Below are 14,804 nucleotides of genomic sequence, written 5' to 3' on the forward strand. Positions count from 1 at the left end.
AGGTCAGAGCCCGCGCCTCGGCTTGGCTACGGGGCACGCCGAGCACCAGTGGCGAGGCTCAGCAGGCCTTCGATGCTTCGCCCAGCCGGTGGTAGGCACGATTGAAATACACCAGGCCCTCGTCCGCGCCGCTCTGGCGAATGGTCTGGATTTCGCAGTAAAAAATACTGTGGGAGCCCACCTCGTGGACCTGCGCGATGCGGCAGTCGAAATTCACCAGCGCTTCGAGCATCACCGGCGCACCGCTTTCCAGGGTGGTCCACTCTGTGACGGCGAAGCGTTCATCCATCGTCAGCGTACGGTCGGCGAAGGCACCGGACAGCTGTTGATGATCGCCGCACAGCGTGTTCACGCACACCGAGCCGTTACGCTTGAAATGCTCGTTGGAATGGGAAGAACGGTTCATGCACACCAGCAGCGTGGGTGGTGAATCGGTCACGCTGCACACCGCCGAGGCGGTAAACCCGAACCGGCCTGCCGCGCCATCGGTGGTGATGACCGACACGGCACCGCCAAGCATGGCCATTGCATTGCGAAAGTTGCCTACGTCTACCATGGTCATTCCCCTTAGATATCCAGCACGAGTTTTTTGGATTTGGCTCGTGAACAGCACACTAGAATTTGCTCATTGCCGGCCTTTTCATCGTCCGTGAGGTACACGTCACGATGGTCCGGCTCGCCCTCGAGCACATCGCACAGGCAGGTCCCGCACACACCCTGCTCGCAGGAAATCTCGATCTTGATGCCGACCTGCGCCAGTGCGGCGAGAATGCTCTGCCCTTCCGCCACCTGGACGGTCTTGCCGCTGCGTGCGGCAACCACTTCAAAGCTGCTGCCAGAGCTGTCCACTTCCACCTGGAAATATTCCTTGTGGATGTGCGCCTCGGTATAGCCCTGGTCGCGTGCGCCCTGGATCACCCAGTCCATGAAACCTGCGGGGCCGCAGGTATACATGTGTACCCCGGCCTCGCCCTGGCCCAGCACCTTGGCCAGGTCAAGCTTCTGTTCGGCACCTTCATCATCGAAGTGGGTGAACACCTGCGCGGCAAACGGAGCGCTGGCCAGTTCTGCCAGAAACGCACTGCGGCCGCGCTCACGCCCGCAGTAATGCAGTTCGAAGGTTTTGCCGGCCGCGTGCAGCGCATAAGCCATGGAGATCATCGGCGTGATGCCGATCCCGCCGCCCAGCAGCACCGAACGCCGCGCCTCGACCGCCAGCGGGAACAGATTGCGTGGCACGCTGATCAGCAACTCGCGGCCTTCGAGCAGGGTGTCGTGCACCCCGACCGATCCGCCACGTGAGGCAGGGTCCTTGAGCACACCCAAGCGATACAGGCTCGGGTCGGCGGGGTTGCTGCACAGCGAGTACTGGCGCACCAGCCCCGGGCCAATATGGATATCCACGTGTGCACCGGCATCGAACACCGGCAGCGGCGTGCCGTCGCGCCGGATCAGGTCCAGGACGACAACGCCGTCCCCTTGCAGCTCGCGCTTGCGCACGACGACGTCCAACAGTTCTTCAGTCATGGTCGTTATTCCATGGAGTTCGCAAAGGCCGCTGTGGCGGCCGCTTTCAGTCAGCGCATGAACAAGCCCACTTCGAAATCGGCCTTGCTGCCGGCGTCCAATTGCAGCGCAAGCGTGTGCTCTGCGCCTGGGTCCAACTGTTTGGCGCACGCTTGTGCGGCTTCAAGCTCGAGGTCGGTAATCACCGCCGAGTACCCGGCCCGCAGCAGGCTGGCGCAGAAATGCTGGCCCAGGCCCTGCCCCGCACCCGTCACCAATGCGATCTGGCTCATGTCGACGCTCCTTAAAGGATGTAGCCGATACCGGCGAGGGCATCGTCACTGTTGATAAGGCTGACCACCTTGCGTTGGATCTTGAAGCCACCTTCGCCACGGATCAGCTCGGGGCTTCGGCGTGAAGGGCTGCTGCGCGGGCAGCGCGAGCGGGAGGAGTCGGCATGGTGGTGACCTTTGTTTTTGTGGGTGTCGCCGGGATAAATCTGACCCTATTCACGTGAATTGTCAATTTATTTACCCCAACAAAAAACAACACTAATCACGTATTTTTTCATAGACAAAACCCACAAAAAACCAAATAACACTTTGTTTTAAATTAATAAAATAGTCATTCCTGGCTAAAAAATTTTCAGCCTAACGATAAAAAATTATCTATTTTTTATGAAAATAAATAGCCAATATCTGAGCAGGCCTGATAGAAAAACCAAGCCGCATGACGGAAGGGTATGAAAGCGCGCCGCACGTGCCTTTAGCGCAACGGCGAGAAAGGCGCCGGCAAGTACACGGTGGAGTGCATCTGCAGCAGCTGCGGTGCGGAATTTTCCGGTGGCCAGGCGCCGTCGGCCACAGCGCGGCCGCGCACCTCAATACGCTGCTCCAGCGACCTGTAGGGCCAGATGTGCAGGTAGCGCGGAATCTGCCCGCTGGTGGCATAGAACGCGGCATACACCTGGGAGTACTCCGCGCCGGTGCGTCGCTCCACGGCCTTGCGCCAACCCTGCAGTGTCGGCGCCAGCCCACTGGGTACCAGATTGTATTCGCGCAACTCATAGAACGGACCATGAGCCCCGGCAGGTAGAGGCTCGACAAAAGCGAAGGCGGTGTAATCGCCCACTTGCTGATCAAGCAGAAATTCGCCAATCGCGAACCCATCGGCCGCCGCCAGATAACGTTCGCGCTCGCGTTCGCGGCAGCCGCCATCATCGAACCCGCGCAGGACCGCGATACGATTCTGCGCGCCTATTTCCGACACCCAGCAGCCCAGCAAATGAACCCCCTCGCCCGCCTCCCGCAGGCTCTGTTCAAGGCGCGGCAAGGCTTGAGGCACGGTTCGTACACGCAGGGTAAAGGTCAACAATTCGAACAGTTTCATGGCAGTCTCCAGGGGCGATGCGCACGCCGCGACCGCCTTTTCACACTCACCGAAAATTACGTGAATTGTCAATCAAATTTCAGACTCTTCATGCAACCCTCAGCGCACCGCCAGTCTTTCAATAATCGCACCGAAATCACGAGAAAAGTCTATGATTAGCCGCCTCCCCTGACATGAGCACGCCATGACTTCTGCAAAAAAAACCGCAAACCGCTACGACCCCGGCAGCGAAAACTTTCACAAGGAAGACTTTCCGTTCTATTGGCTGGCGATGGTGCATGGCCGCTACAGCCAGTACATGGAAAAGGCGCTGAAGAAAATCGGCCTGGATATCCCGCGCTGGCGCGTGCTGCTCATCCTCAAGGAGAACGGCCAGTCGAGCATTTCCGAAATTTCCACCCACGCGATCGCCAAGCTGTCGACCATCACCAAGACGGTCTATCGCATGAAGGAAGACGGCCTGGTGGATACCGCGCCTTGCGCGGACGACGGCCGGGTCACCCAGGTGCGGATTACCGCCGAGGGCCGCGCGGCGATCGAACGCATCCAGGTGGCGACCCGTGACGTATTCAAACGCAGCTTCGCCGGCATGACGCAAGCACAGATTCAACGCTTGAGCCGCTTGCTCGAAACGGTGTTCGATAACCTCGGCGAACCCTGAGCCAGGGCCGGCGGATGGCTGTCCGGCATATCCAAACCCCTGGCAGGCTCGCACAAGCAGCCATGCGTGCATCAGCTTTTAATGCAGAGGTCTTTCGAGCGCCCTATGGGCGCGACGATCCTTTCATTGGAGCGCCGCCATGCACATTGCCTTACTGCCCTCAGTCCTTGCCTTCCTGGGACGCGATCATTCCAACTTCATCGATGGCGCCGTGCACACCAGCGCGTCTGCCCAGCGCATCGGCCTGGTCGACCCCGGTACCGGCGAGACCGTCGCGCACCTGCGTGAGGCTCAGGCCGAGGATGTAAACCTGGCCGTCGACAGCGCCGCCGCCGCCTTCAAGGGCGCCTGGGCTCAGGTCACGCCCTACCAGCGCGGCGTGTTGCTCAATCGCCTGGCCGATCTGATCGAGGCCAACGGCGAAGAGCTGGCGCAATTGGAAACCGTGAGTTCCGGCAAGTCGATCAATCTGTCGCGCCATATCGAAGTAGGCCAAAGCGCAGTGTTCCTGCGTTATTTCGCCGGCTGGGCGACCAAGATCGGCGGCCAGACCATGACCCCTTCGTTTCCCTCGATGGACGGCGAGCAGTACAGCGCCTACACCCTGCGTGAGCCAGTGGGTGTGGTGGCGGCCATCGTGCCGTGGAACTTCTCGCTGATGATCGGTGTATGGAAGCTGGGCGCCGCGCTGACCACCGGCTGCACCGTAGTGCTCAAACCCAGCGAATACACACCGTTGTCCCTGCTGCGTCTGGCTGAACTGGCGATCGAGGCCGGGATTCCGGCTGGCGTGATCAACGTGGTCAACGGCCGCGGCCAGATTGGCCAGCAGTTGATCGAACACCCTGGCGTGCGCAAGGTCTCGTTCACCGGTTCGGTGCCCACCGGCATTGCCGTGGGCAAGGCCGCGATGGCCGCCGACCTGACCCGGGTCACCCTGGAACTGGGCGGCAAGAATGCCGCCGCGCTGCTGGCCGACGCGAATGTGGACGACGCCGTGGCGCGCTTCGTGCAGGCGGCCTATGTGCACCAGGGCCAAGTGTGCGCGTCGCCCGAGCGCCTGTACGTGCACCGCTCCCTTGTCGAGCCAGTGACACAGAAGATGGCGGCGATGTTGTCGCAGATGGTCATCGGTTCGCCCCTGGATGAGCACGCCCAGTTCGGACCGCTGTCGAACAAGCCGCACTTCGACAAAATCCTCGGTTTTTTCGACCGCGCCCTGCAGGGCAACCAAGTGGTGTGCGGTGGGCGTGCCGTGGACCGTGCCGGTTACTACGTGGAACCGACGCTGATCGTGGCCACCGGCAAGGACGATCCACTGCTGCACGAGGAAACCTTCGGCCCGGTGGTGTGCGTGCTCGCGTTCGACGATGAAGAAGAATTGCTCACGCTGATGAACGACAGTCCGTTCGGCCTTACCGCCAGCATCTGGACCAACGACCTGTCCAAGGCATTGCGCCTGATCCCGCGAATCGAAGCGGGCACGGTGTGGGTCAACATGCACACGTTCGTTGACCCCAGCGTGCCATTTGGCGGGATCAAGGCTTCGGGGGTCGGTCGCGAATTCGGCAGTGCATTTATCGACGATTACACCGAACTGAAATCCGTGATCATCCGCTACTAAAAAGCTTCAATAGCGACGCTGTTCGCGACAGCGCGGACTGGGCAGTCTTGCAAATGCAGGCTGCCAAGCCGTCACTCAACCGGTGGGTGTCAGGATCAGTGCCCCCTACTTCTGTAGATACTCGGTGTGAGGCCCATTTGTTTCTTGAACGTCTTGGAAAAATGCGCCGAGTCGGCAAACCCCCAATAGCTGCCGATATCGGTAATTGAGCGATGTGCGCAAACGGGATCACGAAGATCCTGCGCAGCCTTCAACAGCCTCTCACGCAGGATGTAACGGCAGACACTATCGCCACTCGCCTCGAACAGCCTGTACAGCTGGCGGCTGGAAATGCCCAGCTCCTCGGACAGCAACGCGGGTGACAATCGCGGAGAGTCAAGCCTTTGCTGGATGACGGATTGCACTTCATGCAACTGCCAACCCGGCGAATGGTCGCTCGCCCGGTACTCCAGCACCGACTCAAGCAAGGCAACCAACGCCCTTTGCACACCATCACCATCCTGCGGGCAAGACCACTGAGCCAGCTCGCCGCCAGCGACCTGACGCACCAGCGTGCCAAGCAGTTGGCCACAGACACCCGTGGTCGACAGCTTGCCGAAACGGCTACGGTCCAGGCCTTTGAACAACTCAAGCGGCAAAGGGATCGACACATGGGAGAACAACCCCTTGGGGGTCATTTTCACCGCGTCGGTGAAATCGAGCAAAGCGAGATCACCTGCCCGCAGGTCAACGACCCGATCACCCAGCTCGATAGCCATCGAGCCCTGCTGCTGTAACACAAGGAAACACCGGGCCAATGAGTCGCGTGGACTTGAGCGACTTGCCTTGGCAATCACATTGGCATTGCTACGAATGTGGGCGACAGCTGTGCTGCCCACCTGCGTTTGTTTAATTTCTCCAATGAAAAGGCTCTGGCAGTGGTCATAGCGCGTTTCGAAACGACCGCAGGCCGCGCGCACACTTTCGTTCCATGCCGACAATGCTTGACCACTCATAGATATTCTCCCCGGGGCACGCCCGAAATTAGTGCTCTTTTCACGTGATTTCGGTAACAAAACAGATCAGTGAAAGGGGATAAGCACAGAGCGGGCCAACTCGAGAATGAAATTACTGGGTGGACGTTATCCTTGTCTGCCGTTGCCAAGCCTTTGTGCCAGAGCGCCAGCCCATATAGTTTGCGGCCCAAGCCCGATAGCCTGCGGTGTCAACCCAGCGCCGCGGAATCGAACACACTATGACCCTCGCATTGAGCATTCAAAACAAGATCGCCCTGCTGGCCAGTGTCTGCCTGGCTACCGTACTGGCACTCGTCGTGGGGCTCTCCCTTGAGCAACGTCAGACCAGTGAGGACTTGATCGTCGATGCCTCCGGCCAACTGTTGCTCACGGCGGCCCAAAACAACTTGCAGGCCGAAGGCCAGTCCCAGGCCCTGGCTATTCAACAGGGGTTCAGCCGAGCCTACGAGTTCGGTCAAGGGCTCAGTCGCCAGGTGATGCACCTGCGCGATCGCGCCGACAAGGACCCTGCGGCGTCCCGCGCCTTGAGGCAGGAACTGGCGCAGGTACTGCACCAGGCAATTACCGGACGCCCTGAATTGCTGGGTCTGTTCGTTGCTTTCGAACCTGATGCATTGGATGGGCACGATGCCGACTTCATCGGCCAGAACGCGCTGGCCAGCAACGATAGCGGGCGCTTCTCGATGTACTGGCTGCAGCCCTCGCCCGGCCAGCTGGAAATGGTCCCGGGCGATGAAAAGCTCCTGGCCGATACCTCTCCAGGCCCCAGTGGCGCGCCGTTCAATATATTTTTCACCTGCGCCCGCGACCACGCCAAAGCGTGCTTGCTCGACCCCTACGTCGACCATTCGAGCGCACCGGCGCGGCTGGTCACCACTATTGCCTTGCCACTGATTGAAAACGGCAAAGTCGTGGCGGTACTGGGCCTGGACATCAGCCTGGAGACCTTGCAACAGGATGCTCGAAAAGCGAGCGCCACTCTTTATGACGGCCAGGGCGGCATCTCGATTGTGAGTGCGGCGGGCGTGATCGCCGGCAACAGCCTTCACCCGGAGCAACTGGGCAAGCAGTTGCAGGCAACCCTTCCCGCCCAGGCCGCAGATGTGCTTGAGGCCATGCGCAAGGCACAGGTTCGAACCCTTGAAACCGACCAGCGGATCAGCGTGATCGTGCCGATTCGCCCCTTTGCCGATGCAACGCCGTGGGGCGTGATGGTCAACGTCGCAAAAGAGGTACTGGCCGCCCCGGTGGTCACCTTGAAGGACCAAATGCAGGCACAGCGGGTAAGAAGCCTGCTGCTTGAACTCGCCCTGGGCTTTGCCGCGGCGATACTGGGGGTCGCAATGATGTGGCTGACGGCCCGCAGCGTAACCCGCCCCCTGCTGCGGGTGGCTCGACTGCTGGAGGACATCGCCGATGGCGAAGGAGACCTCACCCGGCGCCTGGCATACCCGGCCAAGGATGAGCTGGGCCGATTGTGCAACGCCTTTGATCGGTTTCTGGACCAATTGCAACCGGTGATCGCCGCGGTACAGGGGGCCGTACACAACGCTCGCGAGACGGCCGATCAGTCGGCCCAAGTCGCCAGCCTCACACACGCCGGCATGCAGCAGCAGATTCGCGAGTTCGAACAAATGGCCACCGCCCTGCATGAAATGTCAGCGACTTCGCAGGATGCCGCCCAGAGCGCCGCGCAGGCAGCGGATGCCGCGCGGCATGCCGACCAGGCCACCAGCAATGGGGTGCGCGTGATCGAAAACACCACCCAGGGCATCCAGGCGCTGGCCGCAGGCATGAGCGAAGGCATGATGCGCCTGCAAGCGTTGGCGTCGAGCAGTCAACAGATAGGCACAGTCATGGAGGTCATCCTCTCGATTGCCCGGCAGACCAACCTGCTCGCCCTCAATGCCGCGATTGAAGCCGCGCGCGCCGGTGATGCCGGTCGCGGGTTTGCGGTCGTGGCCGATGAAGTCCGCAGCCTGGCCCAGCGCACTCAGGCGTCGGTCGAAGAGATCGGCGCCGTGATCAAAAACCTGCACAACGGCACCCACGATGTGACGGCGGCGATGCAGCGAAGCCATGACCTGGCCCAACATAATGCCATCGAGGCGCGCCAGGCCCTTGAAGCGCTGGGGCAGATTCGCCAGGCCGTCAGCATCATCACCGACATGAACGTGCAGATCGCCTGCGCCACGGAAGAACAGAGCAGCGTCGCCGAGGAGATCAATCGCAACGTCGTAGCGGTGCGCGATGTCACGGCCTCGCTGTCGACCCAGGCCGAACGCTCGGCGAGCATCAGCCAGCAACTGAACGGGCTGGCCACGGAGCAACAAGCGCTGGTGCAGAAGTTCAAGACCTGAAACAGGCCAGGCAGGCGCATGAGGTCATTCAGCGCCTGCGCGCGTGCGCGATGGCCACGCCCTTTTTCCATCACCCAGGATGCACTTATGTTCAAGATCGCTGTGCTGGCGTTATCACTCACATGCACCTCTGTACTTGCCGAGACGAATATGAATTCAGACGTCGATGAAACCGCGTTTGCGGCACTGATGCAGAAGGAAATCACCAACCGCGCCACGGCGCGCCACGCCATCGGAGCCATTCTGGAGCGGGATCAGCCACAGGCGGCCAGACAGTTCTGGGGCAGCTATCACGCGCTGGAGGTATTGAACGAGGAAGTCTATGCGGCGCCGACGGCACAATTGGGTGTGGCGCCCAACCGTTTCAACGCGTGGCTCAAAGGCCAGTCAGCGGCGCTGTACTACTGGCTGGCACCCAAGCGCATGATCAGCACCATGGCGCAGGCAACCGAGGAGTATTACCAGGCGCTACGCGCCGATGCCGCGCAGGTACCTGCACGGCATCAAGACTTCTATCAGTACGTGTTGCGCCAGGAGAACGTCCAGGTTGAAGCATTTACCCTGGCCGACAAGGATGATTACGCCACCGCCAGTGAGCGCCTGGCGGCGTTCATCGAAGCTCAGCGCAACAGCATGGTGCGCGCTGAGTAGCTGGCGTCACAGCCTGGAAAGGACTGCGGTGCCTGAATCCCGGGTACGCTTGAACGCAAGCTGGGCTCTCAACACCGCAGCGCCATAGATAGCCAGGGTCGCCACCGAACAAGCGCCAGAGAACACCAATACCGCTGAGTAGCCAAATTCCTCGATCAGGAACCCACCAATGGCCGGCCCGAATGCCGCACCGAGTGACAGGCACAGCGCACCCAGCGCGACGAGTTTGCCCGACAGGTCGAACTCAGCCATGACGCCAAAGGTATAAGCCAGCACGAAGCCGATCGAAAACAGAAAGCAGATAGCCCCAGCGACGTAAGTGGTAAGAGAAGAGAACTGCGCCAGCGCCACCAGGCCCAGCAGCTCCGCCAGGATGATCACGGCCACCGGCATGAAGCGCCCCACTTTCAGGCCGATCGCCGACGCGATGAAGCCACCGCCTGCATTGATCAAAAAGCCCAATGCCAGCACCATCCCGATGGTATCGGAGGTCAGTCCGGTCTTTTTCCCCATGAGTTCAAGGAACGCCCATACAGACATGATGCCGGTCAGGAACACCAGGCTGGCAACCAGGCTCAACCACACGATGGCTCGACTCTCGGCGGTAGCAATCGGCACCGAGGCATCGCACGCATCCAATTGCCGTTCGCTGCGGCGCGGCACCCAAGGCAGCGGCAGGATACCCATCACCACCATGGCAATGGCGATGGTGACCAGCATCCCTTCAAAGCCCCAGACCGGCGCCACCGCCACCGGCAGCAGGATGAGCAGTAAAGCCCCCGGCACGGTCTCGATCCCCAGCTTGAAACCAAACGCACGCTCGGGCTGCGAGCTGTCACCGAAAATCGTCATGGCCAGGGCATACAAAGCGCCTGTCCCGGCGCCGGCCAGGGCCATGATCATCAGCAGCATTTCATAGGAAGGGTCGCGTAAAACAGACAACACCGCGCCCACCACCACCGCCGACGACAGTGCCGAAATAATCCGCCAACTGAGCCGGTGGATCCACAGCAAGGATGCCAGCCCGAGCGCCCCAAACCCCAGGTTCATGGCCATGGCGAGGTTGCCCAGTTGATGCTCGCCGAGCCCGAAACGCTCCGAAAGCGCGCCAAACAGCACGGGTAGCACGTTCAATAACAGTGCGCCCGCGCCCGAGACCAGCCCTGCACACAGGTAAACGGATATTTTATCGATCGGATTTTTTTTTGTAGTTTTCATTTCAGTATCCTGGCTTGATAAACAGAGGCTCAAGTTTGCTTAACGACGACCTACGCGGTAGGCATTGAGTTGGCGAGAAACCTTGCACATAAAACACATTCGAATCCCCTTCCAGCGTGCCGGCCTGCGGGAGCAAGTCCACCGAGCAATCCACCGGAGCGTCTCATGCCAAATCAAGTCTGGGATTGGCAAAGTAGGGAAACCGCCTCAACATTTTCTTGTGGTTCCAGGCTTTCACGATGGCCACCCCGGAGGCATCGATAACCAATATTGCATTGGCCGCGTAATGCGCATCCGAACGACACCGCTCTGCTGATCACGCCTACAGTGTGTAGCGGATTGGCCTGGCTGGCATGTCCAATATTGCCGGATTTTTGGTCAAGGCTGACAACACACCCGCAAGCGGGCTCACGCCTGCACCGCGACCGAGCAGGCAGACAGGCGAAGAATGACAGCATAGGCGAGGAGACAACCCAAGCCGCAACATCCCACCACCAGGCACAGGGGCCACGCGGTGCCATCGGCCAAGTGGCTGACCCACAGACTGGCCAGCGCCCCGGTGGCGAATTGCACCGAGATCCCCAGCGCGACGCTCGCCCCGGCCTGGCGTGGAAACAACGTCATCAGGCTGGCCGTGCAATTGGCCCCGAGCAAGCCGGTCACGCCCATGTAAAGCACCATGCAACACACGATGCTCGCCAGCCCGCCCCATTCGGTGAACCCGACGACCATCAGCACCAGCCCGGCCCCGCCCGCCAGTACGGCGCCCACGCCCAGCATACGTTGCGGCCCGTAACGGCCCACCCGGCGGGCGTTGATGAAGGTCACCAGGATAATGCCGAGGATGTTCAGCGCGAACAATCCACTGAACAGCCGTGGCGACACCCCGAAGTACACGACATACACAAACGGCGAAGCGGTGATAAAGGCGAACATGCCACCAAACGCCAGGGACATGCACAGGATCAGTGCCACCGCCCTGGGCTGCCGGGCGATGGCGAGGTAGGCCGCGAAGGCCGCCTTCACTGACGCACCACGTTCCTGCACCGGCAGGCTCTCCTTCAAACCCAGCGCAACCATCAACAGGCACAGGCTGGACAGGATGAACAACGCGGCGAAGATCGTACGCCAGCCCTGGATCAGCACCAGCCAGGTGCCGATCATCGGCGCGACCAGCGTCGCCATCATGGTCAGCAGGTGCATCCACGACAATACCTTGGCCGCCTGCGCCAGGCCCACCAGATCTCTGGCGACAGTGCGGGCCAGCACCAGTGCGCCCGCCCCGCCCAGCGCCTGGAGAAAGCGCCAGGCAATCAACTGCTCGACGCTGCCGGCAAACAGGCAGCCCAAGGTCGCCACCACGTAAACCCCGAGACTGCCGAGCAGCAGTGGGCGGCGACCATAACGGTCAGACAGCGGACCGTAGAACAACATGCCCAGGCACAGCCCGGCGAGAAAGGCGCTGATGGTGTGTTGCACCTGCGCGGTGCTACTCGATAGATCCTCGGCGATTTGCGGGAGGCTGGGCAGGTAAGTGTCGATCGAAAACGGCACGAAGGCCGTCAGCGATGACAGCAAGGCAATCAGCCGCGCCCGCGCATTCATCGCCCGGGGATCGCGAGGCTTTCAAGAAACTCGATGACCAGCCGGTTGAAGATCTCGCCCTGGTCGTCGTGCACATAATGGCTGGCGTCCGCGACTTCGGCCGTGCGCACCTGCGCATTGCTGTCGCGCATGGCTTGCAGCGTCGCCTCCGGCAGAAAGTCCGAGCGCGCGCCGCGAATGAACAAGGTCGGACAATCCAGGGCCCGCACCGCCGGCCACAGGTCAGTCGGTTCGATGCTCAGGCGCGCCTCGGCGATGCCTTGCTGATCGTGGCGCCAGGTGATCGCGCCCGCGCTTTGCATCATCGAATGAGCCAGCCGGGAGGCCAGGCCCTGCTCCGACAAACCAGGGCGTGACGCCCGCCAGAAAGCGCGCGCGGCTTGCCAGTCGTCGAACCGCAAGGGGGTCTGGTTCATCTCGCGGCGGATGCGCGCCGCACCGTCGCCCTGGCTCGAAGACCCGGGCCCGATGTCTTCGATGATCAGCCCCATCAGGCGCCCCGGTGTCTGCCGTGCGTATTCAAGCGCATTGGCGCCGCCCAGCGAATGCCCCAGCAACACGAAGCGCTGCAAGCCGGCATGGGCGACGAAATCCTGCAGATCCTCGACATAGGACTGCGTGTGATAACTGGCGGCCGGGGCCCAGTCACTCAGTCCACGACCGCGCTGGTCCAGGGCGTAGATGCAATAACCATCACCCAGTGCCTCGACCAGCGACTCCCAGGTCTGTGCATAGGCGCGCAAACCATGCAACAGCAGCAAGGGCACGCCGCTCGGGTCGCCCCACCGTAGAAAATGCAGACGCAAGCCTGCGCGATTGGTGAAAAAGCGGCTGTCTGGGAACATCGTTTTTTGCTCCGTAAGTGCAGTTAAGGCTCTGCCGCAGGAGCGGGCCTGCTCGCGAAAGACGTCAACGATGACGCGTATTTCGGCTCGCCCTCGGGCTCTTCGCGAGCAAGCTCGCTCCTACAGTGGCAAAGGCCAGGCTCGATTTAGAAACGATCGAAGCGATAAGGGCTGGGATCGATGATCGGCATTTGCCCGCTGACGATATCGGCCGCCAGGTGACCAGCCGCCGGCGAAGTACCGAAGCCGTGTCCGGAAAAACCGGTGGCCACGGTCAGGCCGGGGATTTGCGCGACCGGCCCTATTACCGGGTTCGAATCCGGGGTCACATCGATGGTGCCTGCCCAGGCCTGGGCGATCCGGGCCTGCTCGAATACCGGCCAGGCTGCCTTGAGGTTGTTCATCGCATCGTTATTGAGTCGCGGGTTGGCGGCCGGGTCCTGCACGCGCACGCGCTCGAACGGGCTGACGCTGTCAGCCGACCAGCGCCGGGACAACGCCAGGTCGTTGAAAAAATACTTGCCCAGCGACACGTTCAACACGCTGCGCTGCGCACGGAATTGCGGCATGTATTGCTTGGCAAGCAACAAATGGTCGAGGGTCAGGAAGGCGTCCAGTTTGCCGCGCTGGGTCACGATGAAGCCGCCGTCCTGGTGTTTGCGAAACGAAAAATCCGGCGCGCCCACGGCAATTTCAGTGGGGCCTTGCATCGGATGCGTACGCAGCACCGAGCAGGTCAAGGCCAACGTCGGCAACGACACACCGAGGTTGCCCAGAAAGCGCCGCGACCACATCCCACCTGCCAGCAATACCTGGTCGCAGCGAATCTCGCCGTTCTCAGTGACCACGCCACTGACCTTGCCGGCGGACATCTGCAGCGTGCGCACCGCACACTGCTCGATGATCACGACACCCAGGGCCATGGCGGCCTTGGCAATCGCACTGCTGGCCAGCGTCGGTTCCGCACGCGCGTCGGACGGCGTGTAGATCCCGCCGGCCCAGTCGCCCTCGCCCCCCGGCACAAGCTCCGCGATCTCGCGCTTGCTCAGTAATCGCGAATCAAGGGACAGAGGCTCGACCGATTTGAGCCAGCCTTCATGCATCGCCATCTGCGCTTCGTTGCGGGCGACGAACATGATGCCCTCTTGCCGGTAGCCCACATCCGCGCCCACCCGCTCAGGCATTTGTGCCCACAAGCGGTCCGCGGCCAGGGCCAGCGGAATATCGTGCGCGTGACGGCTGGTCTTGCGTACCCAGCCCAGGTTGCGCGAGGACTGCTCGCCGGCGATACGGCCCTTTTCCAGCACCACCACCGGGATATTGCGTTCGGCCAGTGTCAACGCAGCGGTCAAGCCAATAATCCCGCCGCCGATGATGACGACGGAGGTCGCGCTGGGAAACTCGGTAGACGTATTCACGGGCGCAATAGTCGGGGCCATGATCAAGACTCGGTAAGCAATTGAGGTTGGCCGCGCATACGCACGGCCGCGAACGGGTTACTGCGACAGGCGAATGACTTCGACCTGCGCCTTGGAGGCGTTGCGATAAGCCGTCACTTCCAGTTCGACCTTGTAGACCGTCGAACCCAATGGCGGGCACGTCACCGTGCTGGCCGGGTCAACGCCGCGAAACTTCTCGCCGATCAGGGCCATCACCGCCGGCACATCCTTGGGGTCCTGGATGAACACCCGCGAGCACACCACATCGGCCAGGCTCGCATCGACGGCAGCCAGGGCGGTTTCGATGTTGGCGAACACCTGGTGCGTCTGCTCCAGTATGTCTTCGGGGATCAGTTTGGTTTGCGGATTGCGGCCAGCGGTGTTGGACACATAGATCCAATTGTCCACGACCACCAGGCGCGAATAGCTGGCCTGGTCTTCAAACGGCGAACCGGTCTTGAGCTTGATGATTTTTGTCATGTCGAAGGTC

General features: G+C 61.2%; 13 protein-coding genes and 3 pseudogenes. 5 read left to right on the top strand and 11 right to left on the bottom strand.

The window, feature by feature from the left end:
• Positions 1-58: 58 nt before the first annotated feature.
• The 5 genes and pseudogenes from AC6CIA_RS07350 to AC6CIA_RS07370 form a co-directional block, all read right to left on the bottom strand.
• Positions 59-556, bottom strand: a complete 498-nt coding sequence (locus AC6CIA_RS07350; RefSeq protein WP_498311507.1) for a flavin reductase — start codon at positions 554-556, stop codon at positions 59-61.
• A gap of 11 nt (positions 557-567) precedes the next feature.
• Positions 568-1,527: a PDR/VanB family oxidoreductase gene (locus tag AC6CIA_RS07355; protein WP_498311289.1), complete on the bottom strand. Its 960-nt coding sequence runs from the start codon at positions 1,525-1,527 to the stop codon at positions 568-570.
• A 62-nt stretch (positions 1,528-1,589) separates the two neighbouring features.
• Positions 1,590-1,799: pseudogene (locus tag AC6CIA_RS07360) on the bottom strand (SDR family NAD(P)-dependent oxidoreductase); the annotation flags it as partial.
• A gap of 11 nt (positions 1,800-1,810) precedes the next feature.
• Positions 1,811-1,909: pseudogene (locus AC6CIA_RS07365) on the bottom strand (aromatic-ring-hydroxylating dioxygenase subunit beta); the annotation flags it as partial.
• Positions 1,910-2,271: 362 nt separating this feature from the next.
• On the bottom strand, positions 2,272-2,895 hold the full coding sequence (locus AC6CIA_RS07370) for an NIPSNAP family protein (RefSeq protein ID WP_498311290.1): 624 nt from the start codon (positions 2,893-2,895) through the stop codon (positions 2,272-2,274).
• Positions 2,896-3,079: 184 nt separating this feature from the next.
• Here AC6CIA_RS07370 and AC6CIA_RS07375 point away from each other — a divergent pair, with 184 nt between their 5' ends.
• Positions 3,080-3,556 carry a MarR family winged helix-turn-helix transcriptional regulator gene (locus tag AC6CIA_RS07375; RefSeq protein WP_498311291.1) on the top strand — a complete coding sequence of 159 codons (477 nt, stop codon included), beginning with the start codon at positions 3,080-3,082 and terminating at the stop codon, positions 3,554-3,556.
• Between the two features lie 139 nt (positions 3,557-3,695).
• Positions 3,696-5,180 carry an aldehyde dehydrogenase family protein gene (locus tag AC6CIA_RS07380; protein ID WP_498311292.1) on the top strand — a complete coding sequence of 495 codons (1,485 nt, stop codon included), beginning with the start codon at positions 3,696-3,698 and terminating at the stop codon, positions 5,178-5,180.
• Between the two features lie 95 nt (positions 5,181-5,275).
• On the opposite strand, the gene feaR is transcribed toward AC6CIA_RS07380, so the two are convergent.
• A complete protein-coding gene (feaR, locus tag AC6CIA_RS07385) occupies positions 5,276-6,175 on the bottom strand; it encodes a transcriptional regulator FeaR (protein ID WP_498311293.1) in 900 nt (299 codons plus the stop codon).
• Positions 6,176-7,542: 1,367 nt separating this feature from the next.
• Between feaR and AC6CIA_RS07390 the strand changes: the two are divergent.
• From AC6CIA_RS07390 to AC6CIA_RS07400, 3 genes and pseudogenes are all read left to right on the top strand, one after another.
• Positions 7,543-7,698: pseudogene (locus tag AC6CIA_RS07390) on the top strand (HAMP domain-containing protein); the annotation flags it as partial.
• A 132-nt stretch (positions 7,699-7,830) separates the two neighbouring features.
• Entirely contained in the window at positions 7,831-8,556 is a 726-nt protein-coding gene (locus AC6CIA_RS07395; protein WP_498311508.1) for a methyl-accepting chemotaxis protein, read from the top strand.
• 150 nt (positions 8,557-8,706) lie between these two features.
• The gene (locus AC6CIA_RS07400; RefSeq protein ID WP_498311294.1) at positions 8,707-9,207 is read left to right on the top strand and encodes a hypothetical protein; all 501 of its coding nucleotides are present in this window, start codon (positions 8,707-8,709) and stop codon (positions 9,205-9,207) included.
• A gap of 6 nt (positions 9,208-9,213) precedes the next feature.
• Here the strand turns inward: AC6CIA_RS07400 and AC6CIA_RS07405 are convergent, their stop codons facing one another.
• From AC6CIA_RS07405 to AC6CIA_RS07425, 5 genes are all read right to left on the bottom strand, one after another.
• Positions 9,214-10,425 carry an MFS transporter gene (locus AC6CIA_RS07405; RefSeq protein ID WP_498311295.1) on the bottom strand — a complete coding sequence of 404 codons (1,212 nt, stop codon included), beginning with the start codon at positions 10,423-10,425 and terminating at the stop codon, positions 9,214-9,216.
• A gap of 408 nt (positions 10,426-10,833) precedes the next feature.
• A complete protein-coding gene (locus tag AC6CIA_RS07410) occupies positions 10,834-12,030 on the bottom strand; it encodes a multidrug effflux MFS transporter (RefSeq protein WP_498311297.1) in 1,197 nt (398 codons plus the stop codon).
• On the bottom strand, positions 12,027-12,875 hold the full coding sequence (locus AC6CIA_RS07415) for an alpha/beta fold hydrolase (RefSeq protein ID WP_498311298.1): 849 nt from the start codon (positions 12,873-12,875) through the stop codon (positions 12,027-12,029). Before AC6CIA_RS07415 ends, AC6CIA_RS07410 begins: the two co-directional genes overlap by 4 nt.
• Positions 12,876-13,021: 146 nt before the next feature.
• Positions 13,022-14,314, bottom strand: a complete 1,293-nt coding sequence (locus AC6CIA_RS07420) for an NAD(P)/FAD-dependent oxidoreductase (RefSeq protein WP_498311299.1) — start codon at positions 14,312-14,314, stop codon at positions 13,022-13,024.
• Positions 14,315-14,371: 57 nt separating this feature from the next.
• Positions 14,372-14,794 (bottom strand): RidA family protein, encoded by a 423-nt coding sequence (locus AC6CIA_RS07425; protein WP_498311300.1) that lies wholly within the window; start codon positions 14,792-14,794, stop codon positions 14,372-14,374.
• Positions 14,795-14,804: the final 10 nt, after the last annotated feature.

The organism is Pseudomonas sp. GQ91 (genome assembly GCF_059758795.1).